Here is a 26,151-nt window from a genome sequence, read left to right as displayed (position 1 = left end):
CACTTTAACCAGCCCGACTCTTCAGATAATCGACTAGAATTCAAAAAAACTTATGCAGGGTACTCATTAATGCTTCGGGAAAATGCCAGTGATCTGCTCGCTTTCCTCGCCGTGGCGCGTGAGCGCAGTTTCACCAAAGCAGCTGCCAAACTTGGCGTTTCGCAGTCGGCGCTCAGTCATACGATCCGCAGCCTTGAAACCCGGCTGGGCCTGCGCCTGCTGATCCGCACCACCCGTAGTGTCTCTCCCACCGAGGCTGGTGAGCACTTGCTGCAAACCATCGGCCCGCGCTTCGAAGAGATCGAATCGGAACTGGCCGCCCTCAGCAACCTGCGGGAAACGCCCGCCGGCAAGATCCGTCTCAGCGCCACCGATCACTCGCTGAACTGGCTGTTGCGACCGGTCCTCAAAGAATTTCTTATGCAATACCCGGACATCTCCGTCGAAGTCAGCTGCGACTACAGTTTCGTCGACATCGCAGGTCAGGGTTTCGATGCCGGCGTACGGCTGGGCGAGGATGTCGCACAAGGCATGATCGCCACTCGTATCGGCCCGGACATGCGCATGGCGGTGGTCGGCTCGCCCGCCTATTTCGCCAGACGTTCCGTACCGAAAACCCCGCGTGATCTGACCGACCACGCTTGCAATAACTTGCGCCTGCCTACCAACGGCGGTCTATACGCCTGGGAGTTCGAGAAGAATGGCGAACGCTTGAAGGTGCGAGTCTGCGGACAGGTCACCCTCAACGGCGTCTATCCATTACTGGACGCCGCACTCGACGGTTTCGGCCTGAGTTACATCCCGGAGAACATCGTCGCCCCCTGTCTGGCTGAAGGTCGCCTGATACAAGTACTGGAGGATTGGTGCCCGGTGTTTTCCGGATATCACCTCTACTACCCGAGCCGGCGCCAGACAGCGCCGGCTTTTGCATTGTTGCTGGCGGCGCTGCGCTATCAAGGCTGAAACCGTCTAGTCCACCAGCGCAATCAACTGCTGACGCTGCGCATCGGTCAGCATCAGCCCGAACCCGGCGCCGGCGTTGTCGGCCATGTACAGCGGATTGCTGGTGCCGGGAATCACACAAGTCACCGCTGGGTGCGCCAGCAGGAATTTCAGTGCCAGTTGCGGCCAGCTCTTGGCCCCGACTTGCGCGGCCCAGCCCGGCAACGGTTTGCCCTTGAGCCGCGCGAGCAGGTCACCGCCGCCGAACGGCCGGTTGCAGATCACCGCCACCCCGCGTTCGCGGCACAGCGGCAGGATGCGCTTCTCGACCCCGCGATCATCCAGGGCGTAGTTGATTTGCAGGAAGTCCAGCGGCTCGGCTTTGAGTACCGCTTCGACCTCTTCATAGGCCGACGGCGTGTAGTGGGTGATGCCGATGTAGCGGATGCGGCCCTGCTCTTTCCAGTCGCGCAGGGTCGGCAGGTGGGTTTGCCAGTCGAGCAGGTTGTGGATCTGCATCAGGTCGATGCGCTCGGTGCGCAGCAGACTGAACGACTGCTCCATCTGCGCGATACCCTCCTCGCGGCCTCGGGTCCAGACCTTGGTCGCCAGAAACGCCGGCGAGCGCGGTTCGTGGATCGACAGCAATTCACCAGTGGTTTCCTCGGCGCGGCCGTACATAGGGGAGCTGTCGATCACCGTGCCGCCCTTTTTGAACAGCTCGCCGAGCACCGCCGGCAATTGTTTGTAGACCGGATCGCCGGGGGCGACATCGAAACCGCGATAAGTGCCCAACCCCACCAGCGGCAGTGGCTCGGAGCTCGAAGGGATGGCGCGGGTCTGCATGGTCTGGGCTCCTGTGGCGTTCGGCAACGAAATGGCGGCCAGCGCCCGGTCAAAGGTGAAAACCGCTGACACCCCGGCTGCCAGCGTCAGCAACCGGCGGCGGGAATATCCCTCAGTGTGGTTCATGCTGGCGCCCTTGCCCCGTGGATCTGTTGCACCTTGTGTTTTGATGCAGCCCGCAAAACCGTTGGACTACACTGCGACAGCCAACCTGCGCGCCCGGTTAAAGTTAGTCGAATGTCCAGAACCCTGTTGTCACTCGTCGCATTGATCGTCGCCGTGTACCTGATCCTGTGCGCGGCGCTGTTCGTTTTTCAGCGGGCGCTGATTTATTTTCCGCAGCCCGCCAGCCTCGATTCGCCAGAGTCACGGCTGACGCTGGCCATGCCCGACGCCGACGTCCGCGTGACGGTGCGCGAGCGCGCCGGGCCCAGAGCGCTGATCTATTTCGGCGGCAATGCCGAAGACGTTTCGCGCAATCTGCCGGAGTTTTCCGAGGCGTTCCCTGACTATTCGTTGTATTTGCTGCATTACCGGGGTTTTGGCGGCAGTGGTGGCTCGCCTTCCGAAGAGGCGATCGCCGAGGATGCGCTGGCGCTGTTCGATCAGGTGTACGCCAGTCATCCGCAGGTCGCGCTGCTGGGACGCAGCCTCGGTTCCGGGGTCGCGGTGCGGCTGGCCAGCCAGCGGCCGGTGGAGCGGCTGATTCTGGTCACGCCCTACAACAGCCTCGAGGAAATTGCCGCCCGTCAGTACCCGTGGGTGCCGGTGCAGTGGTTGCTCAGGGATCGTTTCCGGTCAGGTCAGTACGCGGCGCATATCCGCGTGCCGACGCTGTTGCTGGCGGCGAGCGATGACGAGGTGATTCCAAGGGCCAGCACCGAACGCTTGCTGCACAGTTTTCCCGACGGTGTGGCCACGCTCAAAGTGGTGAACGACTCGGCACACAATTCGATTTCCGAACGGCCGCAATATCTGCAATGGATCGAAGATGTGTTGAATCGCTGAGCACTTCGTCGGCGGCCGTTAAAACCCGCCAGCGCTTCGTGAACCAAGTGCAAAAAGGCCAGTCCTACCCGCGCCGCGTTCTGCGGTTCACTCCCCTTCTGTTTTGTCCTTTTTCAGAGCTTTGCGTCCCATGCGCCACGCCGTTCGTTCGTCTCGCTTCGTTTCGCTGTGCCTGTTGATCCTTTCTCCCCTGCTTTCTCCCTCTGCCCACGCCGGCGCCGAGCGGCAACTGGTGGCTGCCATCAACGACTACCGCGCCCATCCGCAACGATGTGACCGACGCCCGGCCCAACGGCTGGCGCCGCTGACACTGAAGTCGAACCTGGCGTTACCGGTCGGCTATGGCTACGGCGGTGGATTGCGCGAACGATTGAAAGACTCCGGCTATGCCGCCGTGGCGGTGCGCAGCATCCGGATCGTCGGTGCGCAGGACGCCGAAGAGGCGTTCGAAATGCTGCAAGACGATTACTGCGGTGCGCTGCTCGACGGTCAATACGCCGACATCGGCATCAGCCGCGCCCGCAGCGAATGGCAAGTGGTGCTGGCGCGGCCAGTGCTCGACAGTCGCGTCGGCGACAACCGCAGTGTCGGCAAGGCCTTGCTGGCCGAGGTCAACGCCGCCCGCGCCCGACCGCGCATGTGCGGTCGCCAGCGCTTCGCCGCCGCCCGCCCGTTGAGCTGGAACCCGGCACTCGGCGCCGCCGCTCAGGGGCACAGCAAGGCCATGGCCTACGGCAATTATTTCGCCCACCGCGACCCGGACGGCGACGGCCCGGCAGATCGCGCCCGGGCGGCCGGCTACCGTGGCCGACAGATCGGCGAAAACATCGCCGCCGGGCAAAGCTCACCGGGCAAAGCCATGGCCGGCTGGCTGGCCAGCCCCGGACACTGCGCCAACCTGATGAACCCGATGTTCACCCAAGTCGGCGCCGGGTTTGCCAGTGAGACGCGCAGTGATGAAGGGGTGTATTGGACGATGCTGTTCGGGGCGCCTTGATCCGGTTCCTTTCAAAACGTTGAAGAACGCTGCATGCCGCAACGCAACAGCTGATCGTCAGACCGGAGAAATCGTGGCAAGGACGCCAATCATGATGGTCAACACAAGAAAGCCGCCGAGGAAAATCGCCATCTTAGCCATGAAGGCCTCCTGAATACTGAATGTCCGGCGCACCGGGCGCTCCGGAATGAAGCGCGTCGCGTATGGCCGAACGGCAGGGGTATTTTGGGCGCATGGCTGAGATGGTTACAGATGCAGATTCGACAGGAAAAAGCGGATCAGATGGATCGGGCTGGCGCATGGGTCGACATTCAGATCGGTACAGATGGTTTCCATTGCGCCGCTTTGATCTAGAGTCATGGGCGCCGCGCAAAGAACAACAAAAATACAGGAGTGAAACCATGTCCGACCTGAACCTGCACCCCCACGCCGCCGAATCCCTGAACCGCTGGCACGAGATGATCCGCACCGGCAACCTCAAGGCCCTGCCCGAGCTGCTCGATTCCAAAGCGGTGTTCCGCTCACCGATGGCCCACACACCTTACCCGGGCGCCCCCGTGGTCTCGATGATCCTCAACACCGTTTTCGAGGTGTTTGAAGACTTCAAATACCACCGTGAACTGGCCACGGCCGACGGTTTGAATGTGGTGCTGGAATTCAGCGCCAAAGTGGGGGCGAAAGAGCTCAAGGGCATCGACATGATCCGTTTCGATGAACAGGGCAAGATCGTCGAGTTCGAGGTGATGGTACGGCCGTTGAGTGGGTTGCAGGCGTTGGGCGAAGAAATGGGCCGGCGGCTGGGGGCTTATCTGGCGGCCGCCAAGGCCTGAAACCCGGACACAAAAAAGCCCACTGACCGTCGCCGGTTCAGTGGGCTTCGTGTGTCAGGCGTCTAGTTACAGAGCCATGTCACGTGCAGCGCTTTCTTTTGGAGCCGGGGCTTTTTCAGCCGAGGCGTCCGCCGCTGGAGCTGCAGCCTGGCCAATCACCGGAGGGGTTGGCAGTTGCAGGATCTTGGCGGTGTAAGCCCACTCTTCAGCCACTTTGGCTGGATCGTTGTTCAGCTGGGTGCCGTAGCTTGGAACGATCTGGTGCAGCTTGGCTTGCCACTCAGGGCTGGCGACTTTGTCCTTGAAGACTTTCTGCAGCACGCTCAGCATGATCGGTGCAGCGGTCGACGCGCCTGGGGATGCGCCCAGCAGACCGGCGATGGAGCCGTCTTTGGAAGCAACGATTTCGGTGCCCAGTTTCAGCACGCCGCCAGCAGCTTCATCACGCTTGATGATTTGCACACGCTGGCCGGCTTGCCACAGGCGCCAGTCTTCGGCCTTGGCGTTCGGGAAGTATTCCTTCAGCGCGTTCAGACGGTCTTCATCCGACAGCATCAGTTGACCGGCCAGGTACTCGACCAGCGGGTATTCCTTGATGCCGACCTTGGTCATAGGCCAGATGTTGTGGGTGGTAGTGCTGGTCAGCAGGTCCAGGTACGAACCTTCTTTCAGGAACTTGGTGCTGAAAGTTGCGAACGGGCCAAACAGGATGACGCGCTTGCCGTCAAGGACACGGGTGTCCAGGTGCGGAACGGACATCGGAGGCGCGCCAACCGAAGCTTTGCCGTAGGCCTTGGCCAGGTGCTGTTCGGCGATGGCCGGGTTATCGGTCACCAGGAACGAGCCGCCTACCGGGAAGCCAGCGTATTCCTTGGCTTCTTCGATACCGGACTTCTGCAGCAGGTGCAGGGCACCGCCGCCGGCACCGATGAACACGAACTTGGCGTCGGTTTCAGTCTTGGTGCCGTCTTTCAGGTTCTTGTAGCTGACGCGCCAGGTGCCATCGGCATTCTTGGTGATGTCCTGCACTTCGCTGGACAGCTTCATGCTGAAGTTAGGCTTGGTCTGCAGGTAACCGGCGAACTGGCGGGTGATTTCGCCGAAGTTCATGTCGGTACCCAGCGGGCTCCAGGTGGCCGCGATTTTCTGGTTCGGGTCACGCCCTTCCATCATCAGCGGGACCCACTTCTTGATCACAGCCGGGTCTTCGGAATACTGCATGCCGGCGAACAGCGGGCTCGCCTGCAGGGCTTCGTAACGCTTTTTCAGGAACTTGATGTTGTCATCGCCCCACACGAAGCTCATGTGCGGAGTGGTGTTGATGAACGAACGAGGGTCCTTCAGGACGCCTTGACGAACCTGCCAGGCCCAGAACTGACGGGAGACCTGGAACGCTTCGTTGATCTCGACCGCTTTCGGGATCGTGACGTTGCCCTTGTCGTCTTCCGGGGTGTAGTTCAGCTCGGCCAGGGCGGAGTGACCGGTACCGGCGTTGTTCCAGCCGTTGGAGCTTTCCAGGGCGACGCCGTCGAGGCGCTCGACCATTTCCATCGACCAGGTCGGTTCCAGCTCATTGATCCACACACCCAAGGTGGTGCTCATGATGCCGCCGCCGATCAGCAGGACGTCGACTTTCTTTGCTTCTTCGGCATTGGCGGAAGACATCCCCATCGCCAAAGCCAGCCCCAGCAAGGCTGTGTTCACTTTTTTAAACATCTGTTGCACCTATGATAAAACGCCTTCCGCCCGCCGCTGTTGTACGTATGAGGTCCCCTTTTTTCGCGACACTCAGGCCAGCGTCGCGGGTTCCGGCACACTTCAATTTTGACGGGTGGGCACACAAGGCCGACAGGCTGCGTCGACCTCAGTTATATGTCCCTTCTGAACTGACTTCTTATCATTATTGGCTTCAGCTACTTGAGCGACAGGGGTTCTGTCTGGCCCGCCGAAAAGCGCGCCAGACTGAATTAGGTCAAACCAAGTGGGGCGAAGAATATCACGTCATGGCAAACCCGCGCGTCTGTTCGCGACCGGATAGTTTTCAATAGGTTCCTTGAGCGCTTTCTAACGTTGGTGCATTCCTGCTAAGTTGTACGACGACTGACAAATTAGCCAGTCGTCTTCATTACCTACAACAACAAGGAATACCCATGAACAAATCCAGACTGCTGCTCGGTCTCATCTGCCTCTTCAGCGGCTACGCCGCCGCCGCCCCGGCGGAACAGGACGTCGCCCAGGCCGTTGATCACCTGACCCAGGCGATGTTGCACAAGGACATCGCCGAACTGAACGCGCTGACCGCCGACAACCTCACCTACGGCCACTCCAGCGGCAAGATCCAGGACAAGAAAGCCTTCATCGACGATATCGAAACCGGCAAGAGCGCGTTCAAGACCCTGGAGATGCAAAACCAGACCATCACCCTGTCCGGGGACACCGCGCTGGTGCGCCATCATTTTTCAGCACAGGCCCTTAAAGGCACCGAGGTCGTGCCGACGGAAATCGAGAACTTCCAGATCTGGCAGAAGCAGGCTGGCAAGTGGTTGCTGGTGGGGCGTCAGGCGTACAAGTTCTGATGCATGAGTTCTGCCGCCAATGCGGCGGCAGAGCCTGCTCTCACAACCGAAACCGATCCACCGACTGCGCCAGCCGCCCCGCCAGACTCGACAGCTCGTCCGTGGTATTGGCCGTCTGGCCGATCACCTTGCTGTTGCCCTCCGACATGCCCGCGATCATCTCCACCTGATGGGCGATCTCGTTGCTCGCCTGGCTCTGTTCGCCGATGGTGCGGGTGATGTCGTTGACCAGTTGCGTGGTGCTGAGGGTGGCGTCGAGGATTTCGCGGATGGCGCGTTCGACGTCGGCGGTGACCGCCATGCCCTTGTCGACCTGGGCCACACCGGCCTCCATGCTGCTGACGGCCTCGCGGGTGCTGTTCTGGATGCGCGCGACCATCGCGGCGATTTCCTGGGTCGAGGCGCTGGTGCGCGCCGCCAGACTGCGCACCTCATCGGCCACCACCGCAAAGCCCCTGCCCTGCTCGCCCGCCCGGGCTGCCTCGATGGCTGCATTGAGCGCCAGCAGGTTGGTCTGGTCGGCGATGCTCTTGATCACCTGAATGATGTTGAAGATGCCCTCGGATTCCTGATCGAGGGTGCGGATCACCTGCGCCGACTGCTGGGCGGAACGGGCGATGTCGTCCATGTCGCTGACCACCTGATGGATCACCTGCCCGCCGTTTTTCGCCAGTGACTCGGCCTGGCTGGCCATGTTCAGCGCGCGCTCGGCGTGACGTGTGATTTCCTCGATGCTCGCGGTCATCTGGCTCGCAGCGGCAGCCATGGTCCCGGCGGCGGTGCTTTGCTGCTGGCTGCTGTCGGCCACCTGATGGCAGCCGTGGCTCAGTTGTTCGCTCATGCCGCTGACGCCGTGGGCGTTGCGTCGCACCACGTCGATCATGTCCCGCAGGTCGCGCTGCATGGTGGCCAGCGTGCGGATCAGCGCACTGGCTTCGTCCTTGCCGGACGGTTCGACGATCGGTTCGCTGAGGTTGCCGTGGGCGATGCTTTCGGCGATACGGCTGGCGGATTTCAGCGGCCCCATGATGCTCAGGATCACCCAGCGGCCCTGGGCCAACAGCAGCAACAGGCTGGCGATCAGAACGATGCCGAGCGCGACATTGGCGTTGTGGATCGCCGCCTCGGTGCCTTCACTGGTCTGCCGGGTATTGGTTTCGATCAGCTCGCTGAGGGCGGCCATCTGTTCTTCGAGCTGGCTGAATGCGGTGCTGAAGGTGCCGAGATGCTGCTGGGCGCTGTCCGGGTTTTCCAGTGCAAGGCCGACGATCTGCTCGCCGGCGCTGATATAGGTGTCGAGGCTGGGCTTGATCTGCTCCAGCGCGGACCTGATCGTCGGGTTCACCGGCAGCTTGAGGTTTTCACCCAGCACCTCGCGAAAATGCGCCGCATGCTCTTCAACCGAATTGCGTACCTCGTCCGCCGAACTCGTGCTTTTGCCCAGCCCCACCAGCATTGCCGAATACACGTCGGCACGCAGGGCGTCGTGCATCATGTCGGCTTCCATGTGGTTGCGCAGCGCGCTCATGCTGACCGCATTGTCACTGACCGCCGAAGCCATCCGCTGATTGCCGACGTAACTGACCAGGCTCACGATCAGCGCCGTCAGCAGGCTGGTCGCAATCAGCAACACCAAACGCAGTTTGATCGACACCGTGATTTCCTCCCTGGTCGCGCCACACGGCGCCTTTCAACGCTTCAGTTAAGCCTATTTGGGTAAATCCGCCGCTTTAGAGCGTCGCAGGGTGTGTCGTTACATCCGGTAAAAATGAGGACTGTGCGGCGGTTCTCGTTCTGTGCCCGCTACCGCTTGGCCCGGCGCATGGAACTCCAGCGCCGTCCGGCACCTCTCACATTATGTGGTACTTCCTTTTCGCTTTACGCTGCTGGAGGAACACCGTCATGCGCCGTTTATTACTCGTTTCGTCTCTCATGCTGTGCCTGCCGTTCGGCTCGGCCCTTGCCCGCGTGGACGCAGGGGATGTCGCCACCTCGGCGGGGGTTTCGGCCTCGCTGTACTCGACCTTCAAGGATCACAAAATGGTGATTCCGGCCCGTGACGACTTGTCCGCATTCGTCGCCAGCGGCGGAACGATCCGTGGCGTGTATCTGGAATCGGTGCTGCAACAGGTGCGTCAGGAAAATCCCGGCCTGAACGCCAGCGATGAAGAGCTGGCCAATGCCATCCTGGTTCACTACGAAGGTTTGTCGCAGTAACCACGGCACGTTCGATGATGGTGGCTGACGGACTCGCCACCGTTGTGCCCTGCCGATGGACGGCTGGCGAACGGCCATGGGCAAAACCGTCGAACGGCCTCTATGATGGAGGCCATGACGATTTCCGCCTCCCTTCGCTCCCCTTGCCCGCCGGGTCTTTGCATTTGCGGGCGTGATCCGCTGCTGGATACACCCGGCGCGGACGTGCGCATCTTGCTGCTGACCCGCGAGGAAGAAAAGCGTCTGCTTGAACGTCTGGAAAACCTCAAAGACCTCGCCGACCTCGAGCGCCTGCAAGGCAAGATGTTCGATCAACTAGGGATTCGCGTTCTGATCGCGCCGAAGTTCGGTGAGGTGCGGACCGTTCGCGGAGGCATCGAAATCGAGGTCCAGGACCTGCCGGGACTCTGCCGCAAAACCCGCAAAACCATCCCGGCCGCCATCCGCCGTGGCCTGGAAAACAATCCGCAAGTCGCCTTCGACCTGCTCAACGCCCACGACTTGCTGCGCGGCACCTGATCATTTCTTCATGCCCACCCGCTTGCGCATCTCGGCCGTGATGCTTTGCCGGGTTTTCTTAATGTCCGCCCAGGGCTTATCGCCCACTTCCGCCAGCCGTTCGTGAACGTTGCGCACGTTCCATTGATCGGCGCCTTTGATCTCGCCGACCTCTTCCCGAAACAACGGCACCGACACCGGCAGCCCCTCGCGGGTGCGCGCTGCGTAGGCACAAATGGTGGTGGCGCCCAGACCGTTGCGCAGGTAATCGATGAAGATCCGCCCGACACGATTTTTCGGCCCGGACACCGCTGAAAAACGCTCCGGCAAAAGCTTCGCCATGTGAGTGACGATGGCGTGGCTGAAATCCTTGACCTCCTCCCAGCCATGTTTGCGGGTCAGCGGCACCACCAGATGAATGCCCTTGCCGCCGCTGGTCTTGAGAAACGCCTTGAGGCCCAGTTCATCGAGCACGGTCAGGGTCAGCGCCGTGGCTTCGACCATGCTTTTCCAAGGCAGCGCCGGATCCGGGTCGAGGTCGAGGACAAAGCGGTCGGGCTTGTCCAGATCCGTCGTGGTGGCGTTCCAGGTGTGCAGTTCGACCGTGCTCATCTGCACCGCGCCGATCAAGGCTTCGGCGTTGTTGATCAGCATCACCGGCTGGCCGGTCAGCTCTTTGTCGAGCGTGCGGATGCCGGGGATCGCCAGGTTTTCGGCGTTCTTCTGGAAGAACAGATCACCGGCGATACCGTCCGGCGCACGAACCAGCGCCACCGGGCGATCCTTGAGCTGCGGCAGAATCCATTCGGCGACGCTGGCGTAATACTCGGCCAGCTGCATTTTGGTGGTGCCACTGCTGGCGTCGATCACCCGGTCGGGATGAGTGATCCGAACCTTGCCGTCGGCCAGATCGGATTGGGACGGCGCGGTAGTTTGAGCCTTTGAAGTCTTCATGGGTTTGGCGCGCTCCTCGGTGATGTCCTTGGCCGGTTTGTCCTCGCGCAGGCCATGGAACACGGCGTGGCGCACCGAGCCGTCCTGGGTCATTTCGGCAAACGCCACTTCCGCCAGCAGACTCGGCTTGAGCCAGTGCACACCCTTGGCCTCGAACCCCGTGGGCGGATTGACCACCGCCGGTTTCTTCACCCGCAACGGTTTGAGTTGCGCGAGGATGCTCTTGAGGGTGGTTTCGTTGAACCCGGTGCCGACCTTGCCGGCGTACCGCAACTCGCCGCTGTCACGATCATGCAGACCCAGCAGCAACGCGCCGAACGAACTGCGCGCGCCTTTCGGATCGGTGTAGCCGACGATCACGAATTCCTGACGATGCTTGCACTTGAGCTTGATCCAGTCGCTGCTGCGGCGCGACACGTAAGGCGAGCCGAGGCGTTTGCCGATCAGCCCTTCCATGCGCATCTGACAGGCGCTGTTGAGCAATGCCTGCGGGGTTTCGTCGAATGCTTCGGAAAAGCGCAGCAACGGATCTTCATGGGCTTTCAGCACCGTGCCCAGCGCCGCGCGCCGCTCCTGCACCGGCACTTCACGCAGATCGACACCGTTGAGATATGGCAGATCGAACAGGTAATAGAGGATGTTTTCACTGCGGCCCGCATCAAACGCGTTTTGCAGGGCCTGGAAATCCGGCACGCCGTCCGCGTCGGCGACGACCATCTCACCGTCGAGCCACGCCGACTCCAGGCCCAGTGCCGCCAAGGCTTGCGCCTGCTTCGGCAACTTGTGCGTCCAGTCATGACCATTGCGGGTGAACAACTGCACTTCGTCCTGATCGATGCGCGCCATGATCCGATAGCCGTCGAACTTGATTTCGTACTGCCAATCCCCTTCCGGCGCACTCTCCACCAGGGTGGCCAGTTGCGGTTTGAGTTGCGCGGGAATCCTGGCCTTGTGCGCCCCGGCGAGTTTGCCCGAAGCCGGCTTGCGCGGTGCTTTCGGCGAGGCTTTCAGCGGCTTGACCTGCTTCGCACTGAGGCTGGGTTTGTCGACAATCGTGCGTTCACTGAGCACGCTGTCGGGCTCGGCGACCAGCACGTCGTAATCGCTTTGCGGGCGCGCGGCGCTGTCCTGATGCTTGATCAGAAACCACTGCTCTTTCTTGCCCGGCATGTGGGTGCGCACCAGATTCCACACCCCGGCGAGCTTCTCGCCTTGCAGTTCGAATTTGAGTTTGCCCTTGGCGTAGGCCTTCTCCGGGTCTTCCAGCGGAATCCACACGCCGCGATCCCAGACGATCACATCGCCGGCGCCGTAATGCCCCTCGGGAATGCTGCCCTCGAACGTCGCGTAGTCCAGCGGATGGTCTTCGACGTGCACGGCCAGGCGCTTGACCTTGGGATCCAGCGACGGCCCCTTGGGCACCGCCCAGCTCTTGAGCGCGCCGTCGAGCTCCAGTCGAAAGTCGTAATGCAGGTGCGAGGCATCGTGCTTCTGAATACAGAACTGCAGGGCATGGTCGCCGGCGGATTTTTTGCCCCGACGGCGTTCAGCCGCCGGTTCAGAGGTCGCGGAAAAGTCGCGCATCCGGTTGTAGTCGTCGAGATTCCTGCTCATCCTGCACCTGCCTTGTTTCAGCCTGTTCGAGTCACAGTCAGTGCGACCACGGCAATCCGGTCGACGCGCTGATAGCCTGGATTCAGCAACTCTTCACCAAACACATCGGGATCGAGTTCGCGGTAGGTCCAGCCGAAGCGTTTTTCATCCAGCCGTGGCAATACGGTTTCGAGGAAGGGATCGCGGCCATCGACCATCGCCACACCGGTGTACAGCAGCAGCGAGCCGCCGGGTGTCAGGCGATTGAGCGCCTGCTCGACGATCCGCAGCGACAGGCCCGCCCCCAGCGTCCCGCCACCGTGGCGGTAAGCTCGCCCGGCCGGATCGGCCATGTAGGGCGGGTTGGCGACGATCAGGTCGAATTCGCCGTCGACGCCTTGCAGTACATCACTGGCGCGCACTTCGACATTGGCCACTTCAGCCAATGCCGCGTTGATCGTGGTCAGGCGCAACGCGGCGGGGTTGATATCCACCGCCAGCACTTGCGCTTCTCGCCGGGCACGGCCAATCAGGATCGCGCCCACTCCGGCGCCGCAACCGATGTCCACCGCACGGTGGATGGGCGCAAAGTTCTGCTGCAAATGGCTGTGGATCAGTTGAGCAAAGCGATAGGTGTCCGGGCCGAAGAACACCGAATCGGCTGCGTCGGTGGGAAACCCGGAATGCACGAAAAGCAGGTCATTCAGGCTCGACCAGCGCACCCGGCTCTTCAAGTGCCCGTCGAACTCATCGATCACCTGGGCTTCCTGCAATTGCCGCTGTTCATCGGCAGACAGAAGGCCCGGTTCGAACGGACGCGACCATCCGAACACATCCCGCAGGCAATCGGCTGGTTGTCCTTCGTCGCGCTGGTTGACCCGTTGATGAGTCAGCGGCGTCGGGGTGATGAAACGATAGCCGTCGGCCTGCAAGCGCCGCCCCAGTTGCAGCAGCACGAGATCGTTGGCAGACAGTTGTTCTTCCTGATTCATTGATGACTTCCTTAGCGCAGGCCGGATTTGAGTTGGATGAATCGGCGAGTGGCAAGCAGCCCGGCCGGATGCGCATGGCGTGCCGGTGCGAGCCAAGGGATCAACGTTGCGATTTGGGTGTGAGCGTCCTGCCCTTGCAGTGCCGCATTCAGGCGCTGCACATCGGGGTCCTGTTCGGGCACCTCGATCGGTGCAGGGACCGAGGGGCGGCGGCGGAACGCGACGGTTTTTTCTGCAGAAATCCAGTCACCGGCAATCCAGTCGTGAACCAGTTGCTTTTCATAGGCGCTGAACACGCCGAACATCGCCGCACCATCGCCATCGATCAATTGCCAAAAGCGGCTGCCCTGCGGATCTTCGTTGCGCTTGATCCAGCCCTTGTCCTGCAAGGCTTGCAGGAACCCGGGCAACTGCTGCGGATCGGCCAGCCATTGATTGACGGTCTTGCCTTCGAAGCGGCAATAGTCGGAATGCATGTGCTGAGCGAATGGACACTTGCGTTCAAGCATCGCCAACAATTCGCGCTCCAGATCGAACCCCTCGATGATTGCGCGGCTGCCCTGCCCCAGGTCATTGAGCCGATAACCCAGCGATACCCGGCGCAGAAAATCGCTGCGATCGGCCTCCAGAGGCAGAAGATCAAGAACGGCCTGAACGGCTTTTTGCGCATGGCCCGTACTGGCGTTGTCGATGGTCACGTGCAGGGTGAAATAGTAAGGATCGATCCCCAGCTCACTCAGCTCGTAACTGCTGATCAGCAGGTGCAAGGGCAGTTGCTCGTAACCCAGGTTGTAACCGATCACCTCCGGCAGAAAATCCATGCCGCCGGCACCGAGGGCCAACTGCAGCGCGCCTTGCAGATAGCGCTCGTCGGGCAGCGGGCTGCCGGGCTCCAGACCGTGTTCGGCGAGCAGTTGCCGGTAGATCACCACGTGATTCTGCGCCGGATTGCCCTCGCCCAGTTCTTCCAGATAGGTGCTGATCAGACTGCTGAATCGCGGATCGCGCCATTGGGCCAGCAAGCCGTAAAGCCAGGCGCCATCAACCAGTTTGGTGGGCGCCACCGCTTGCAGGAAATACAGCGCATGAGCCTTGCAACTGAAGAATTGCCGCGATCCTCCAGCCTTGCGCTGTTGCAGATAGTCGGCATATTGCTGGGCAACATCGGCACAGTGCTGCGCCACCCAGGTGTGCCAGAGCGCTGGATCTGACGGCAGTTCTTCCTTCAATTGCGCGGCGTGCTGGAGATGGTGTTGCAGAAAAGCGCGCGCCAGTGGCTGCGGATGCTCGTCGGATAAAAGTGCTGCGTGGATGCGCCGCCACTCACCCAGTGAATCGAGCGGTTGCGATTGGGCAGGTGCACCTTGCAGGCGTGTCAGGACAGTCATGGCAATGTTCTCGGTCGATTGGCAGGACGCTCAGTCACTCGCCTCTAATGCAGCAGAGAGGCGGCGCCTGCCGAAAATTCAATCGACGTTAAATTTGCCCGGACGGACGGAACCTTCGGCACGTCACTGGCTTGAACAGAAGCGGTCGAAGGCTGCGAGGTTTTGCGGTCAGGCCGTGCCCTTGGCCTGCTGCTCGAGGTGAACCTGCAACTCGGGGTCGATCTGCAACGCCGCCGCCAGTTCATCCAGATAATTGCGCTCGGCGTCCTGCTGATCGTCCACCAGCATCACGCTGGCCAGGTACATCTCGGCGGCCATGGCCGGATCGTTCTGCGCCGCCTGCGCCACTTCGGTGGGATCCAGCGGTTTGGCGACTTCGTCGTCGAGCCATTGCTGCAGGTTCGGGTCATTGGTGTGCTTGCCGATTTCACTGCTGATGAGGTGTTTTTCCGACTCGTCGATCCGCCCGTCAGCCTTGGCCGCCGCGATCAATGCACGCAGGACGGCGTGGCTGTGTTCTTCGACTTGCGGGCCCGACAGCAGATCCGCGGTTTGCGGGGTTTGCTGCGGCGCAGCAGAAGCCTGACTGCGTTGCCAGGCCTGATACGCCTGGAAGGCCATCATGCCCAGCGAGGCCAGTGCTGCGTAATTGGTGCCACCGGAACGACGCTGAGCCCCGCCGCCCAGCGCCCCGCCACCGCCGAGCAATCCGCCGAGCAGCCCGCCCAGGCCACCCAGTCCTCCGGCAGGAGAACCGCCGCCACTGCCGCCGCCCAGCAGACCACCGAGCAACCCGCCAAGCCCACCCGCTCCCCCGCCGGCCGACGCGCCACCTTGTTGTCCCGCCGAGGCCTGGCCTCGCAGCAGTTGTTCGAGCAGATCACTGGTGTTCATGACGTCGTCCTCAGGCAAAGGGGTATGACTGCGTCAGGCAACGATAGCCCTCCTTATGCGTTGCGCCAGCACCGTTGGGCTGACGTGGCCATTGGCGAGTGATTCTCCAGAGAAATTTTTCCCCAGGCAGCTAATCTTCACGAATGGGTGAACCTTGACCCGGCCCGACCGGTCGATAGCTGCAACCCCGACCCGGTTAGTCGCCGCCCTTGCTGCCCAAGGGTCTACGCGGCTTGCTGCACTTTCTGGAGAACGCCTTCGTGATATCGACCGTCCACATCGCCAGGCTCAAGGCCTGGGGCGCCCATGGTTTCACCGCGACCGGCGTGGTCACTGCCTTTCTGGCCACCCTTGCCCTGCTGGAAAACCAGCCGACCCACTGCCTGATGTGGCTGGGCGTGGCGCTGATCGTCGACGGCCTCGACGGGGCGCTGGCGCGCAAGGTCAACGTGCAGTCGGTGCTGCCGAGTTTCGACGGATCGATCCTCGATCTGGTGATCGACTACCTGACCTACGTGTTCATCCCGGCGCTGTTCATCTATCGCTACATTCCCCTGCCCGACTACACCCTGCTGCTGACCGTGTCGCTGATTCTGGTGTCGTCGCTGTTCTGCTTCTGCAACGTCAACATGAAGAGCAAGGACAACTATTTCGTCGGTTTCCCCGCTGCGTGGAACGTGGTTGCGTTGTGTCTGTACATCATCGATCCGGGGCCGTGGATCACCTTTCTGACGGTGATCGGCCTGGCGCTGTTGACCGTGACCCGAATGAAGTTTTTGCACCCGTTCCGGGTACGCCGGTTCATGCCGATCAACATTGCGGTAACGGCGATCTGGCTGCTGTGCAGTCTGTCGCTGGTGCTGAACCACCCGGTGATCAACCCGCTGGTGATGGGCCTTTGGCTGCTGGCGTCGGCGTACTTCCTCGGCATCTGCATCTGGCGCACGGCGCTGGAATGGTTTGACAGTGCGCATCTGAAATAGAAAAACCTGTGGGAGCGAGCCGGCTCGCTCCCACAATGGCTTCAGCGTTTGGTAATCACCACCTCCAGATATTCACTCGGCAGCACCATCGATTCCGCCCCCGCCCGATTCAGTCCGTCGATCAGTAGCGTCAAATCCCCTTCCAGCGCCAACCCGCTCTCCGGCGGCAACGCCGCGAACGCCTTGTGCACCGGGCCGTACCAGTGGCGAAACACATCAATGAAATGCGCCGCCGAGCGGTAGCGAAAGTTGAAGTGGCGGCGAGTCACCTGCACCTGGAACTGGCGATCGTCGAAATGCGAATGCAGCCAGGCTTCCGCGCCCCAGTTCGAGGGCGGTTGCGCACCGGGTGGCGGTGGCAGGTGCCGGCCAAGGGTCTTGAACATCTGGCCGACGAAGCCTTCCGGCGTCCAGTTGGCCAGACCGATCCGTCCGCCGCGACGACAGACCCGCGCCAGCTCCTTGGCCGCTTTCGCCTGATCCGGGGCGAACATCACGCCGAAGGTCGACAGCACCGCGTCGAAACTGGAATCGGCAAACGGCAGCGCTTCGGCATCGGCGACCTGAAAAGTCACGTCCAGATGCTCGGCGCGCGCCCGGTCTTGGCCGCGTTCCAGCAGCGCCGCGACATAGTCGGTGGACGTCACCAGACAACCGCGGCGCGCCGCCGCCAGCGTGGCATTGCCGTTGCCGGCGGCGACATCCAGCACTTCTTCATCGCAGCGCAGGTCGCAGGCTTCGGCGAGGGTTTCGCCGACGATCTGCAAGGTGGTGCCGATCACGGCGTAGTCGCCACTGGCCCAGGCGACTTTTTGGCGTTCCTTCAGGGCAGTGAGATCAATGGGGGTACTCATGAATGGGTGCTCCACGGCAGAGGGGTCAATCGGCGGTGGTCGGGTCGATGATGCTCGTCACCCGGGACACGCTGTTGGCCGGAAATCCCCCACGCTTGGCGTGTTCGCGCACCAGCTCTTCGTTGGGTGCGATGTACACGCAATAGATCTTGTCGGCAGTCACGTAACTCTGCAGCCACTGCACCTCTGGCCCGAGCTCACGCAGCACGTTGCAGGACGTTTGCGATACGGCCTTGAGTTCTTGCTCCGATAGCTTTCCGGCTCCTGGAATCTCGCGTTCAATCACGAACTTCGGCATGGCAACCTCGCTTTCTTCTTATGGATGTCAGAGCCGTGGCGGCCCTGCTCGCCCACTATCGCGCGGGCGCTGTACGGCGTCCCTGCCAATCGTCCGGAGAGCCCGTAAAACCGGGCGCTGGCCGATGAATGGCGTGATTCTGTAAAGGCCCCGAAACACTGTCGGGGGGTTGCCAACGCGCCGGCTGATCGGCTCTCATGCAGGCCCTCCCCCGGAACGGAATTCGATCATGTCCTTGCGCTTCGAATGGCTCGCCGATCACATGCAGCACAGCGACACTTACGCGGCATGGATCCACCAACAGTTTCATTACGAATATGCCGAGCAGCCACTGGCCGAATGGCAGCGCGAATTTGCCGAGGGCCAGACCAATGGCGACTGGCGTTGCCTGATTGCGCTGGACGGGGATCGACTGCTGGGCGGTGCGGCACTGGCCCGGGCGGACCTTGCCCTTCGACCGGATCTGGGGCCGTGGCTGGCCTGTGTGCTGGTCAGCCCCGAATCACGCGGCCAGGGTCTGGCAGAAAGGCTGATCGAGGGCATTGCCGAAGAAGCGAAACACCGGGGCCTGCCGCGTTTCTACTTGCACACTCAAAGCAAACAGGACTATTACGCCAAACGCGGCTGGACGGTGCTGGAGCGTTTTCACGCCTGGGGCAACGAACAATGGCTCATGGTGCGCGACCTGTGAGCCATTGAGTTTTGCGGTTTACGCAGCCGGCGCCTTGGCCTCTTTGAGCAGTTGCTGAATCATCTGCTCCTGCGCCTGATAACTGCCCTCACCAAAGTGGGTGTAACGCACTTGCCCCTTGGCGTCGACCAGGTAATGCGCCGGCCAGTACTGGTTATCGAAGTTGCGCCAGATCGCGTAGTTGTTGTCGATGGCCACCGGGTAGGTGATGCCGAGCTTCTTCACCTGATCCTTGACGTTGTCGATGATCCGCTCGTAGCCGTATTCCGGGGTGTGTACGCCGATCACCACCAGGCCGTCCTTGCCGTACTTCTTCTCCCACTCCTTCACATACGGCAGGGTGTGCTGGCAGTTGATGCAGTCGTAGGTCCAGAAGTCCACCAGCACTACTTTGCCGCGCAGGGATTCAGCCGTCAGTTCCGGTGAGTTCAGCCATTGCACCGCGCCGGACAGCGACGGCATCCCACCTTTGCCGGCCTCGTCTTCAGTCGAGTCTGCACGGACTTTGCTGACAAAGTAGTCCACCACCTTCGGCACGTTTTCCAGCACGCTTTTCTCGACCGACGCCACGCCTTGGGACGAGGTGTTGGCCAGCAGCAGATTATCGGCACCGGTGGCGATCACCGCCGCCGTCGCCAGCACCGCGACACCCGCACCGCGACGGAACCAGCCGGTGAACGGAATCGACGGTTTCAGCCGATTGACCAGGCCGCGACCGGCGAAGATCAGCGTCCCCAGCGACAGCGCACTGCCCGCGCCGTAGGCCAGCAGCAACAGACTGGTCTGGGCGTTGGCGCCTTGCAGCATGGCGCCGGTAAGGATCACGCCGAGGATCGGCCCGGCGCACGGCGCCCACAACAGACCGGTGGCCACACCAATCATGATCGACGCCATGGGGCCGGTCTTTTTCCGGCTGTCCGGGTCGAGGCGATTGCCCAGCAGCACGAAGGGTCGGGCCAGCCAGTCACCGATACGGGCGGAAATCAGCGACAGCGCAAACAGCACCATCACCGCCAGCGCAATGTGGCGACCGGTGTTGCTGGCCTGGATCACCCACTCGCTGCTGACCACCGCCAGACTGGAGATCAGGGCAAAGGTCAGTGCCATGCCGCCGAGGGTCAGCAGGATCGAAGAACGGGTGCGGTCGGCACCGGCGAACAGAAACGGCACCACCGGCAGGATGCACGGACTGAGGACAGTCAACAGACCGCCCAGGAAAGCGATGAGAAACATGAGGTTCACCTTTTGAATGAGGGGTGGTCTGTCGACTGGATCGGGGACCGTCTGTTACAGGCAGCACCCTTCGATCCTCAAGCCGTCTGGCTGTCCAGCCATTGGCTTTGTGGCGTACGGCTGGCACCGTTTTCAGCCACCATCTGGCCTTGCGGCGTATGGCTGGAACCGTCGGCGGCCAGTGTCTGGCCCTGTGGCGTGCGGCTGGAGCCGTCGGCAGCCAGTGTTTGGCCTTGTGGCGTACGACTGGAACCGTCGGCGGCGATCAGGCCGTCGCTGCCCGGCTTGGCCACCGGAGCCAGTTGGAAGCAGGTGCTGCTGCCACAGCTGTTCTGTTCGACGGCAGCGTTGGCGTGGGCTGCGACGCCGGCGAGGGAGAAGGCAACAGCGGTCAGATAGCGCGATACGTTGTTCATGGCGATGTTCCTTTTATAGAGGTGGGTAATCAGTTGTCTTCGTTGCAGCCGTCGGCGAATTTGCGGTAGTCGAGCACCTGGGTCTTGCCAGCCGAGTCCAGGTAGGTCAGGCGGGCGTCGACGATGCCGCAGGCCATCGAGTTGTCCTGTTTCAGCGACAACACTTTCTGGATGTCCAGGTGGCTGCCGTAGGAGTAGGTTTGCGGGGTGACATCGGCTTCGGCGCGGGCCGACAGGGTGCAGATGTTCAAAGCGGCAAACAGGCAAGCGGCAGCGATGGATTTGGTCTTGGTGTTCATGGCGTTTTCCTCGGGCTTCAATGGTTGAATCGTTGATTTGGCCGAGGCGTTCTGTGTGTGCCTCGATGGAGCTCATTTAAAGCTCGCGAGGTATCGCGCATGTGTCGGCAAATGCCGTGTATAAATCGCTACGTATCCGCACGCGCCCGGGATACACAGCGATACAAAACCCTGTAAAAATCCGCTTTTTGCGTCGGCGTGTATCCGTCACAGCGCTGGATACACTGCAATACAAAGGCAGGCAGGCGGCCTCGCGCAGGCTCGATAGACTGCCCGGCAATCCCCTTTGATTGAGGTTTGGCCCCATGGAACATGTCGATCACATCCTGATCGTCGACGACGACCGCGAGATTCGCGAACTGGTCGGCAATTACCTGAAGAAGAACGGCCTGCGCACCACAGTGGTTGCCGATGGCCGGCAGATGCGCAGTTTTCTGGAAGCCAACACCGTCGACCTGATCGTGCTCGACATCATGATGCCCGGCGACGACGGCTTGCTGCTGTGCCGCGAATTGCGCTCGGGCAAACACAGGGCCACGCCGATCCTGATGCTCACCGCGCGCAATGATGAAACCGACCGCATCCTCGGCCTGGAAATGGGCGCCGACGATTACCTGACCAAACCCTTCGCCGCCCGCGAACTGCTGGCGCGGATCAACGCCGTCCTGCGACGCACACGGATGCTGCCGCCGAATCTGGTGGTCACCGAAAGCGGTCGGCTGCTGGCGTTCGGTCGCTGGCAGCTCGACACATCGGCCCGGCATCTGCTGGACACCGACGGCACCATGGTCGCGCTGAGCGGCGCGGAATACCGTTTGTTGCGAGTGTTCCTCGACCATCCGCAACGGGTGCTGAGCCGCGATCAATTGCTGAATCTGACCCAGGGCCGCGACGCCGATCTGTTCGACCGATCCATCGATCTGCTGGTCAGCCGCCTGCGCCAGCGCCTGCTGGATGACGCCCGTGAACCGGCCTACATCAAGACTGTGCGCAGCGAAGGCTATGTGTTCTCGCTGCCGGTCGAAGTCCTCGGAGCCCCCGCATGAATGTCGCCCTGCGCTGGCCGCGCACCCTCGCCTCACGTTTGTCGCTGATTTTCCTGGTCGGCCTGATCCTCGCCCAGGCGCTGTCGTTCGGCGCGCAATATTACGAGCGCTACGAAAGCGCGAAAAACACCATGCTCGGCAACCTCGAAACCGACGTCTCGACCTCGATTGCCATCCTCGACCGCCTGCCCGCCGAAGAGCGCCCGATGTGGCTCAAGCGCCTGGCCCGCAAGAATTACGGCTATCTGCTGAGCGAAGGGGAACCGGGCACCCCGCTGGACCCGCAGGACGTGCCGATTGCCGTCACCTCGATTACCGATGCAATTGGCGAGGCCTATCCGCTGACGTTCACCGACATTCCCGGCCCGAAAAAACACTTTCAGGGCCACCTGCGCCTGAGCGACGGCAGCCCGGTGACCATCGATGTACGTCCGTCGATGGTGCCGCTGTCGCCGTGGCTGCCGGTGGTGTTACTCGGGCAACTGGCGCTGATGCTCGCCTGCACCTGGCTGGCGGTGCGCATCGCCATCCGCCCCCTCACCCGCCTCGCCAACGCGGTGGAAACCCTCGACCCCAACGCCCACCCGATCAACCTCGACGAAAAAGGCCCGAACGAAGTGGCCTACGCCGCCCGCGCCTTCAACTCGATGCAGGCGCGCATCGCCGCGTACCTGAAGGAGCGCATGCAACTGCTGGCAGCGATCTCCCACGACCTGCAAACCCCGATCACCCGCATGAAGCTGCGGGCGGAGTTCATGGACGATTCGGCCGAGAAAGACAAACTGTGGAACGACCTCGGCGAGATGGAACATCTGGTGCGCGAAGGTGTGGCATATGCCCGCAGCATCCATGGCTCGACCGAAGAAAGCCGGCGCACCAATCTGGATTCGTTCCTCGACAGCCTGGTGTTCGACTACCAGGACATGGGCAAGGAAGTGCAGTTGAGCGGCAAGAGTGAGGCGGTCATCGACACCCGCCCCCACGCGTTGCGTCGGGTGCTGGTCAACCTGACCGACAACGCACTGAAGTTCGCCGGGGCTGCCGAGTTGCTGATTCAACGGGACAAGAACGGCCTTTCGATCAAGGTCATGGATCGCGGCCCTGGCATCGCCGAAGAAGAACTGGCCCAGGTGATGGAGCCGTTCTACCGCGTGGAAAACTCGCGCAACCGCAGCACCGGCGGCACCGGGCTGGGGCTGGCGATTGCCCAGCAACTGGCGATGGCGTTGGGCGGTTCGTTGACGCTGAGCAATCGCGACGGTGGCGGATTGTGTGCGGAGCTGAAATTGCCACTGAGCTGAGCGCCAGCGGTCGCTACTGTCAGATCTGACAGTAGCCGGCCCGGCAGAATTATTGTGGGATGACACCTCGCTCAGCCGTCGCGTGGTGGCCCATGTCTCTGCTCGAAATTGTCAATCAAGCCTGTCGGCGGCTCGCGCCGGGCGGCTGGCACTCGCTGTTGCTGGCCCATGGTCTGGATATTCTCGCGGTACCGCTCAAGGCCGAACTGCTCAAACCGCTGCGTATCGACCGGTCCGTTCTCGGTTTCGAAGACTTTTGCCCCACCGGCAATCGGGCGATCGAGCCTGCCCGGCCGGCTCAAAGCCTGCTCTTTCATGCGCTGGCGTCACCACGGGTCACGCGCGACTCGGGGGGGCAGCCTCTCCAAACGTACCCAACCCCTACCGAAATCGAGGCGGTTCTGAACTATGTCTTTGGCGTCCGCCCGCCCACGCTCAAAGATTTGCAGCGACAAGTTCAGGGCGAACCGCTGGCCGTGGCAGTGTTAGCCTGCGAATACCGTTGTGCCGCCGACACGGTGCATGGTGAGCACGCCGATCTGTGTTACTCGCGTACAGGAGTTGCCCGGGTGGGCAATACCGACGCACTGTACTCCCCCGGTCTGCGCTCTTTCCTGCCGCTCGTAAAGAATGACGCCCATGGCATTCGCATAATGCCGGTGCGTTACAGCGCCTATATCGCCGTGCAACGGCAAGGGAATCACAAGCAGTTCGGACCGATGGATTTTCAGCCGGACGTCGATCCCGCACTGAAATTCTGGGTGCCGATACACAAGCTGTTCGATGGCAAGGAATGCCTTGCGGGACTGGATCTGGACGTGAGATTCAAAGCTTTTCATATCAATGAAAAGATTCGCCACATCCATCTGCGTCACAGCGGCACCGGCTGGCAAGAGCCGGATATTTCCCAATACCCCTTTGTCATCACCGATGGTCTGGCAACGCTGGAGGTGGAACCCGGATCGGGGTCGGGTCTGCTGCTGCCCCGGCCCAGACCCCGGCTCACCGAGCAGGCCCATTATCGGGGCCAGTTGTTGTCGTTCACGATGCCCAGGGACTCGGGAGGCATGATCAACGGTCGATCAATGCTCCACGACGATGGCACCATCGAAGATCTGAACCACCGCGAGGGTGTCGCCGAGCTGGTGAGACAAGGCGGCTATCGCGCCCTGCACTATCGGGACGGCACCGCCGACGGTTATATCCGTGCGCGCTGCACGTCGCTAGGGCACCTGCACTCGATACCGGCCTATTCGATCATTGCCCCCCCGGATTTCTTTCCGTTTTGCCAGCCGCGCCGCCTGATGCACTGGGCCAGCCAGGTGCCGGCCTTTACCGACCCGAACATCTGGCATGCCCGACTGCAGGCGTTATCGAATGTGCGCTATTGCGCCAACCTGACACTCGAGGGTCAGCCATTCTCCCCGGAGGATCGGGGCGTCACCGCGATTGTCGGCTTGCCGCGCAAACAGGGCTCACCGCCGTTGGCCGGCACACACCCTGCGGGCATTGACCGTCCTGTCACATTGCCGGACGGCGAGGCCGGACTTTTTGCTCCGGGGTGGGGGGTAGGCTGGGTTCGTGAGCAAAGTCCGGACGGCAGCTGGATCAACCGTCTCGCCGGTTACCAGATGGCCAGCCCTTTTCCCGAGGACGCTAAAATCTGCGCAGCATTGGGTTCTTTCTGGCCAGGCCTGGCACCCGATTCCGCTCGCACGTTCGAGCCCCGATCCAGCCTGCACACCATCATCCCGTTGACCGATGCGGAAACCGGAACCGGCAACGTCTCCTGGGACAATCAGCCTCCCCCGCAACTGATCCAGGATCAGGGCCGGACGTTCGTTCGTTACCGCGCCTACGAATACAGCGATTACACACAAGTCGCCCTTGAAAACAGACTCTCCCTGCAACAGACCGGCGCAATCACCCAGCAGGAATACCAGAACCGGGTGCTCTCGATGTACCGCGTATACAACGTACTCGGCGCAGGAACCGACAAGCCCCTGCGTCATGCGTGGCCGTTGCTGTCTTTCATCCACGTGCAGCGCCCAGACCCGGAACTTGATTCGGCGCAACAGCAGGTCGGCATAGTGTTGCGCGGCTGGGTCTTCCGCTTCCTGATGTACGAACGAGGAACCGAAAGCATCCCTGCCGAAGACTTCAGATGGAGGGATGTGCAGGTCACGCAACAAGTTCGACTGTTCGTCAGCGCCGAAACGATACTGGTCAAACACGAAAATGCTGCGTGGCAACTCGCCCTTGAAGCCCTTTGATGTCGTGGTGATCGGCGGCGGTCCGGCAGGGTCTGCTGCGGCGATCAGCTGCGCACAGCGTGGCCTGCGAGTGGCCTTGATCGAGCGTCATGACTTCCCGCGTTTTCGCCCCGGTGAAAGCCTGCATCCAGGCGTCGAACCTGTACTGCAGCAACTGGGCGTCGCCGGAAAACTGTGCGCGCAAAGTGCGTTGCGTTTCGACGGGTACTGGGTGGAATGGAACGAGCCGTTGCGTTTCATCGGTTTCGGTAGTGACGACAAGGGTCCATGGCAGGGCTTTCAGATTCCCCGTGAAACGCTGGACACGACGTTATTGCAGCACGCCGCAGCGCTGGGAGTGATAGTGCGTCAGCCCTGTCACGCACTCGCAGTCCTCAACGAAAAGAATCGCGTGACCGGCGTGCGAACCGATTCAGGCCCGTTGCACGCCGACTATGTGATCGATGCCAGCGGCGCCTCCGCCTGGTTGCATCGACAGCTGGGGTTGACCATTCGCCGCTGTTCACCACGTCTGATTGCCCGGTACGGTTATGTCCGGGGTTGTCCACCCGGTTATCAGCATGCACCGCACTTATCGGCGGGCCCCGAGGGGTGGACGTGGATCGCAAAAGTGCAGGCGCAATTGACGCACTGGACGCATCTGGCATTCGACGCGCCAGATCTGCGCTGCCCGGCCGTTCCCGAACCGCTGCAACACTTGCCCACGCAGGGCGCCATGCACGGCGCCGATGTGACGTGGCGCATCAGCACGGCAGCAGCCGGTGTTGGTTACTTCATGGTCGGCGACGCGGCCAGCCAGCTCGATCCGGCGTCTTCGCATGGTGTGATCAAGGCCTTGATGACCGGAATGCAAGCCGCACAGGCGGTGTACGACTGCCTCGGGCAACCCTCTGTGCAAACGTCAGCTCAGCGGCAATACAAACAATGGCTGGGCGACTGGTTCGAGAAGGACATGGCACAACTTCGTTGTTTCTATCGCCTTCATCCCGATCCGCCACGCTGGCTGCAACCTCACGACTGAC

Annotated in this window: 25 protein-coding genes and 1 pseudogene; 13 read left to right on the top strand and 13 right to left on the bottom strand. The window is 61.6% G+C overall.

What is annotated here, in order from left to right:
- The first annotated feature begins 69 nt into the window (after positions 1-69).
- A complete protein-coding gene (locus AC0R79_RS11970) occupies positions 70-963 on the top strand; it encodes a LysR family transcriptional regulator (RefSeq protein WP_085607527.1) in 894 nt (297 codons plus the stop codon).
- 6 nt (positions 964-969) lie between these two features.
- Here AC0R79_RS11970 and AC0R79_RS11965 read toward each other — a convergent pair whose 3' ends face one another.
- Positions 970-1,914 carry an aldo/keto reductase gene (locus AC0R79_RS11965; protein ID WP_474734528.1) on the bottom strand — a complete coding sequence of 315 codons (945 nt, stop codon included), beginning with the start codon at positions 1,912-1,914 and terminating at the stop codon, positions 970-972.
- Between the two features lie 111 nt (positions 1,915-2,025).
- Here AC0R79_RS11965 and AC0R79_RS11960 point away from each other — a divergent pair, with 111 nt between their 5' ends.
- From AC0R79_RS11960 to AC0R79_RS11950, 3 genes are all read left to right on the top strand, one after another.
- Positions 2,026-2,796: an alpha/beta hydrolase gene (locus tag AC0R79_RS11960; RefSeq protein WP_127797629.1), complete on the top strand. Its 771-nt coding sequence runs from the start codon at positions 2,026-2,028 to the stop codon at positions 2,794-2,796.
- A gap of 130 nt (positions 2,797-2,926) precedes the next feature.
- Positions 2,927-3,793: a CAP domain-containing protein gene (locus AC0R79_RS11955; protein ID WP_474734526.1), complete on the top strand. Its 867-nt coding sequence runs from the start codon at positions 2,927-2,929 to the stop codon at positions 3,791-3,793.
- Positions 3,794-4,194: 401 nt separating this feature from the next.
- A complete protein-coding gene (locus AC0R79_RS11950) occupies positions 4,195-4,623 on the top strand; it encodes a nuclear transport factor 2 family protein (RefSeq protein WP_474734525.1) in 429 nt (142 codons plus the stop codon).
- A 66-nt stretch (positions 4,624-4,689) separates the two neighbouring features.
- On the opposite strand, the gene mqo is transcribed toward AC0R79_RS11950, so the two are convergent.
- A complete protein-coding gene (mqo, locus tag AC0R79_RS11945) occupies positions 4,690-6,339 on the bottom strand; it encodes a malate dehydrogenase (quinone) (protein ID WP_007957153.1) in 1,650 nt (549 codons plus the stop codon).
- A gap of 434 nt (positions 6,340-6,773) precedes the next feature.
- On the opposite strand from mqo, the gene AC0R79_RS11940 reads away from it, so the two are divergent.
- On the top strand, positions 6,774-7,199 hold the full coding sequence (locus tag AC0R79_RS11940; protein WP_127797625.1) for a nuclear transport factor 2 family protein: 426 nt from the start codon (positions 6,774-6,776) through the stop codon (positions 7,197-7,199).
- A 40-nt stretch (positions 7,200-7,239) separates the two neighbouring features.
- Here AC0R79_RS11940 and AC0R79_RS11935 read toward each other — a convergent pair whose 3' ends face one another.
- Positions 7,240-7,965 carry a methyl-accepting chemotaxis protein gene (locus tag AC0R79_RS11935; protein WP_371857362.1) on the bottom strand — a complete coding sequence of 242 codons (726 nt, stop codon included), beginning with the start codon at positions 7,963-7,965 and terminating at the stop codon, positions 7,240-7,242.
- 129 nt (positions 7,966-8,094) lie between these two features.
- Positions 8,095-8,853 (bottom strand): annotated as a pseudogene (locus AC0R79_RS11930) (MCP four helix bundle domain-containing protein); the annotation flags it as partial.
- A gap of 248 nt (positions 8,854-9,101) precedes the next feature.
- On the opposite strand from AC0R79_RS11930, the gene AC0R79_RS11925 reads away from it, so the two are divergent.
- Positions 9,102-9,416 carry a DUF2388 domain-containing protein gene (locus AC0R79_RS11925; RefSeq protein ID WP_007957157.1) on the top strand — a complete coding sequence of 105 codons (315 nt, stop codon included), beginning with the start codon at positions 9,102-9,104 and terminating at the stop codon, positions 9,414-9,416.
- Positions 9,417-9,530: 114 nt separating this feature from the next.
- Entirely contained in the window at positions 9,531-9,935 is a 405-nt protein-coding gene (locus AC0R79_RS11920) for a hypothetical protein (RefSeq protein WP_170929433.1), read from the top strand.
- On the opposite strand, the gene ligD is transcribed toward AC0R79_RS11920, so the two are convergent.
- The 4 genes from ligD to AC0R79_RS11900 form a co-directional block, all read right to left on the bottom strand.
- On the bottom strand, positions 9,936-12,482 hold the full coding sequence (ligD, locus tag AC0R79_RS11915; protein WP_474734524.1) for a DNA ligase D: 2,547 nt from the start codon (positions 12,480-12,482) through the stop codon (positions 9,936-9,938).
- Positions 12,483-12,499: 17 nt separating this feature from the next.
- Positions 12,500-13,453, bottom strand: a complete 954-nt coding sequence (locus tag AC0R79_RS11910) for a methyltransferase (protein WP_474734523.1) — start codon at positions 13,451-13,453, stop codon at positions 12,500-12,502.
- An 11-nt stretch (positions 13,454-13,464) separates the two neighbouring features.
- On the bottom strand, positions 13,465-14,841 hold the full coding sequence (locus tag AC0R79_RS11905) for an iron-containing redox enzyme family protein (protein ID WP_474734521.1): 1,377 nt from the start codon (positions 14,839-14,841) through the stop codon (positions 13,465-13,467).
- 168 nt (positions 14,842-15,009) lie between these two features.
- Positions 15,010-15,735 (bottom strand): tellurite resistance TerB family protein, encoded by a 726-nt coding sequence (locus tag AC0R79_RS11900; protein WP_474734519.1) that lies wholly within the window; start codon positions 15,733-15,735, stop codon positions 15,010-15,012.
- Between the two features lie 260 nt (positions 15,736-15,995).
- Between AC0R79_RS11900 and pcsA the strand changes: the two genes are divergently transcribed.
- Entirely contained in the window at positions 15,996-16,718 is a 723-nt protein-coding gene (pcsA, locus tag AC0R79_RS11895) for a phosphatidylcholine synthase (RefSeq protein ID WP_115079921.1), read from the top strand.
- 41 nt (positions 16,719-16,759) lie between these two features.
- On the opposite strand, the gene AC0R79_RS11890 is transcribed toward pcsA, so the two are convergent.
- Positions 16,760-17,572: a class I SAM-dependent methyltransferase gene (locus tag AC0R79_RS11890; protein WP_127797619.1), complete on the bottom strand. Its 813-nt coding sequence runs from the start codon at positions 17,570-17,572 to the stop codon at positions 16,760-16,762.
- Positions 17,573-17,597: 25 nt separating this feature from the next.
- On the bottom strand, positions 17,598-17,870 hold the full coding sequence (locus AC0R79_RS11885; RefSeq protein ID WP_007957179.1) for a DUF4242 domain-containing protein: 273 nt from the start codon (positions 17,868-17,870) through the stop codon (positions 17,598-17,600).
- 229 nt (positions 17,871-18,099) lie between these two features.
- Here AC0R79_RS11885 and AC0R79_RS11880 point away from each other — a divergent pair, with 229 nt between their 5' ends.
- The gene (locus tag AC0R79_RS11880) at positions 18,100-18,561 is read left to right on the top strand and encodes a GNAT family N-acetyltransferase (RefSeq protein WP_007957180.1); all 462 of its coding nucleotides are present in this window, start codon (positions 18,100-18,102) and stop codon (positions 18,559-18,561) included.
- An 18-nt stretch (positions 18,562-18,579) separates the two neighbouring features.
- Here the strand turns inward: AC0R79_RS11880 and AC0R79_RS11875 are convergent, their stop codons facing one another.
- From AC0R79_RS11875 to AC0R79_RS11865, 3 genes are all read right to left on the bottom strand, one after another.
- The gene (locus AC0R79_RS11875; RefSeq protein WP_127797617.1) at positions 18,580-19,794 is read right to left on the bottom strand and encodes a cytochrome c biogenesis protein DipZ; all 1,215 of its coding nucleotides are present in this window, start codon (positions 19,792-19,794) and stop codon (positions 18,580-18,582) included.
- Positions 19,795-19,871: 77 nt separating this feature from the next.
- A complete protein-coding gene (locus tag AC0R79_RS11870) occupies positions 19,872-20,210 on the bottom strand; it encodes a hypothetical protein (RefSeq protein ID WP_127797616.1) in 339 nt (112 codons plus the stop codon).
- Between the two features lie 29 nt (positions 20,211-20,239).
- Positions 20,240-20,509, bottom strand: a complete 270-nt coding sequence (locus AC0R79_RS11865) for a DUF2790 domain-containing protein (protein ID WP_127797615.1) — start codon at positions 20,507-20,509, stop codon at positions 20,240-20,242.
- Between the two features lie 305 nt (positions 20,510-20,814).
- Here AC0R79_RS11865 and AC0R79_RS11860 point away from each other — a divergent pair, with 305 nt between their 5' ends.
- The 4 genes from AC0R79_RS11860 (at position 20,815) to AC0R79_RS11845 (ending at position 26,150) form a co-directional block, all read left to right on the top strand.
- Positions 20,815-21,555 (top strand): response regulator, encoded by a 741-nt coding sequence (locus tag AC0R79_RS11860; RefSeq protein WP_085607563.1) that lies wholly within the window; start codon positions 20,815-20,817, stop codon positions 21,553-21,555.
- On the top strand, positions 21,552-22,856 hold the full coding sequence (locus tag AC0R79_RS11855; protein ID WP_474734517.1) for an ATP-binding protein: 1,305 nt from the start codon (positions 21,552-21,554) through the stop codon (positions 22,854-22,856). Before AC0R79_RS11860 ends, AC0R79_RS11855 begins: the two co-directional genes overlap by 4 nt.
- A 92-nt stretch (positions 22,857-22,948) precedes the next feature.
- Positions 22,949-25,129 (top strand): hypothetical protein, encoded by a 2,181-nt coding sequence (locus tag AC0R79_RS11850; protein WP_474734515.1) that lies wholly within the window; start codon positions 22,949-22,951, stop codon positions 25,127-25,129.
- Positions 25,116-26,150, top strand: coding sequence for an NAD(P)/FAD-dependent oxidoreductase (locus AC0R79_RS11845; RefSeq protein WP_474734513.1), 1,035 nt, complete (start codon positions 25,116-25,118; stop codon positions 26,148-26,150). Before AC0R79_RS11850 ends, AC0R79_RS11845 begins: the two co-directional genes overlap by 14 nt.
- Position 26,151: the final 1 nt, after the last annotated feature.

The organism is Pseudomonas sp. HD57-3 (assembly GCF_056113135.1).
This window is presented reverse-complemented; position numbering and strand designations above follow the sequence as displayed.